This is a genomic window from Mesorhizobium sp. M7A.F.Ca.ET.027.03.2.1 (assembly GCF_003999175.1).
Classification (GTDB): domain Bacteria; phylum Pseudomonadota; class Alphaproteobacteria; order Rhizobiales; family Rhizobiaceae; genus Mesorhizobium.
Genome location: NZ_RZOM01001095.1, coordinates 1 through 2040, shown reverse-complemented (window position 1 = coordinate 2040; position 2040 = coordinate 1). Strand labels below are relative to the sequence as shown.

The following is a 2040-nucleotide window of genomic DNA, read 5'->3' as shown; positions in this document are numbered from 1 at the left end:
ATTGCAGGACGCTCGCGCGCGCTCGCCGCGCCGAAATTACCCGAGCTTCCCGTTGTCTTGCCCGTGGCTGCCCGAGAAAGGAAGCCAGGGAAAGGGCATCCGCGCACCGTGAAACGGCGCGGCCCTTTCCTCATATTAAGGACAAGACATGTTCAATCACCACAAAGTGGAAATCGAATGGGGCGGCCGTCCGCTCATCCTCGAAACCGGCAAGATCGCACGCCAGGCTGACGGCGCGGTGCTCGCCACCTACGGCGAGACCAAGGTTCTCGCCACCGTTGTTTCGATGAAGGAGCCGAAGCCCGGCCTCGATTTCTTCCCGCTGACCGTCAACTACCAGGAAAAGACCTACGCCGCCGGCAAGATCCCGGGTGGCTATTTCAAGCGTGAAGGCCGTCCGAGCGAGAAGGAAACGCTGGTTTCCCGCCTCATCGACCGCCCGATCCGCCCGCTCTTCGCCTCCGGCTACAAGAACGACACGCAGATCGTCGTCACCGTCGTCCAGCATGACCTCGAGAACGATCCCGACATCCTGTCGATCGTGGCCACCTCGGCTGCCCTGACGCTCTCGGGCGTGCCCTTCATGGGCCCGATCGGCGGCGCCCGCGTCGGCTATATCAACGGCGAATACGTGCTCAACCCGCATGTCGACGAGATGCAGGAATCGAAGCTCGACCTGATCGTCGCCGGCACCACCGACGCCGTGCTGATGGTTGAGTCCGAGGCCAAGGAATTGGGCGAAGAGCTGATGCTCGGCGCCGTCATGTTCGGCCACAAGGGCTTCCAGCCGGTCATCGACGCCATCATCAAGCTGGCCGAAGTCGCCGCCAAGGAGCCGCGCGACTTCACCGCGCCGGATTATTCCGCCCTTGAAGCCGAGATGCTGAAGATCGTCGGTGACGAACTCAGCAATGCCTACAAGAACGTCGACAAGCAGAAGCGTTACGCCGCCGTCGATGCCGTCAAGGCGAAGGTCAAGGCAGCGTTTGCCCCGGCCGAAGGCGAAGATGCCAAGTACACCTCCGAGCAGATCGGTTCGGTATTCAAGGAACTCCAGGCCAAGGTCGTGCGCTGGAACATCCTCGACACCGGTTCGCGCATCGATGGCCGTGACCTGAAGACAGTCCGCAAGATCGTCTCTGAAGTCGGCGTCCTGCCACGCACCCACGGTTCGGCGCTGTTCACCCGCGGCGAGACCCAGGCGCTGGTCGTTGCCACGCTCGGCACCGGCGAGGACGAGCAGTATGTCGATTCGCTGACCGGCATGTACAAGGAGAAGTTCCTTCTTCACTACAACTTCCCTCCCTACTCCGTCGGAGAGACCGGCCGCATGGGTTCGCCGGGCCGCCGCGAAATCGGCCATGGCAAGCTCGCCTGGCGCGCCATTCGCCCGATGCTGCCGAGTGCCGACCAGTTCCCCTACACTCTGCGCGTCGTCTCGGAGATCACCGAGTCCAACGGTTCGTCGTCGATGGCCACCGTCTGCGGCACCTCGCTGGCGCTGATGGATGCCGGCGTGCCGCTGGCAAAGCCGGTCGCCGGTATCGCCATGGGCCTGATCAAGGAAGGCGAGCGTTTCGCCGTTCTGTCCGACATCCTTGGTGATGAGGATCACCTCGGCGACATGGACTTCAAGGTCGCCGGCACCGCGAACGGCATCACCTCGCTGCAGATGGATATCAAGATCGAAGGCATCACCGAGGAGATCATGAAGATCGCGCTGGACCAGGCCAAGGATGGCCGCCAGCACATCCTCGGCGAAATGGCGCATGCTCTGACCGGCGCGCGTTCGGAACTGGGTGAGTTCGCACCGCGCATCGAAGTGATGCACATCCCGACCGACAAGATCCGTGACGTGATCGGCTCGGGCGGCAAGGTGATCCGCGAGATCGTCGAAAAGACCGGCGCCAAGATCAACATCGAGGACGACGGCACGGTCAAGATCGCTTCGTCCAACGCCAAGGAGATCGAGGCGGCGAAGAAGTGGATCCACACCATCGTCGCTGAGCCGGAAGTCGGCGAGATCTACGAAGGCACGGT

General features: G+C 62.5%; 1 protein-coding gene. It reads left to right on the top strand.

The window, feature by feature from the left end; genetic code table 11:
• Positions 1 to 148: 148 nt before the first annotated feature.
• A partial coding sequence (gene pnp, locus EN750_RS31600; RefSeq protein ID WP_127399045.1) for a polyribonucleotide nucleotidyltransferase occupies positions 149 to 2040 on the top strand: 1892 nt, incomplete at its 3' end.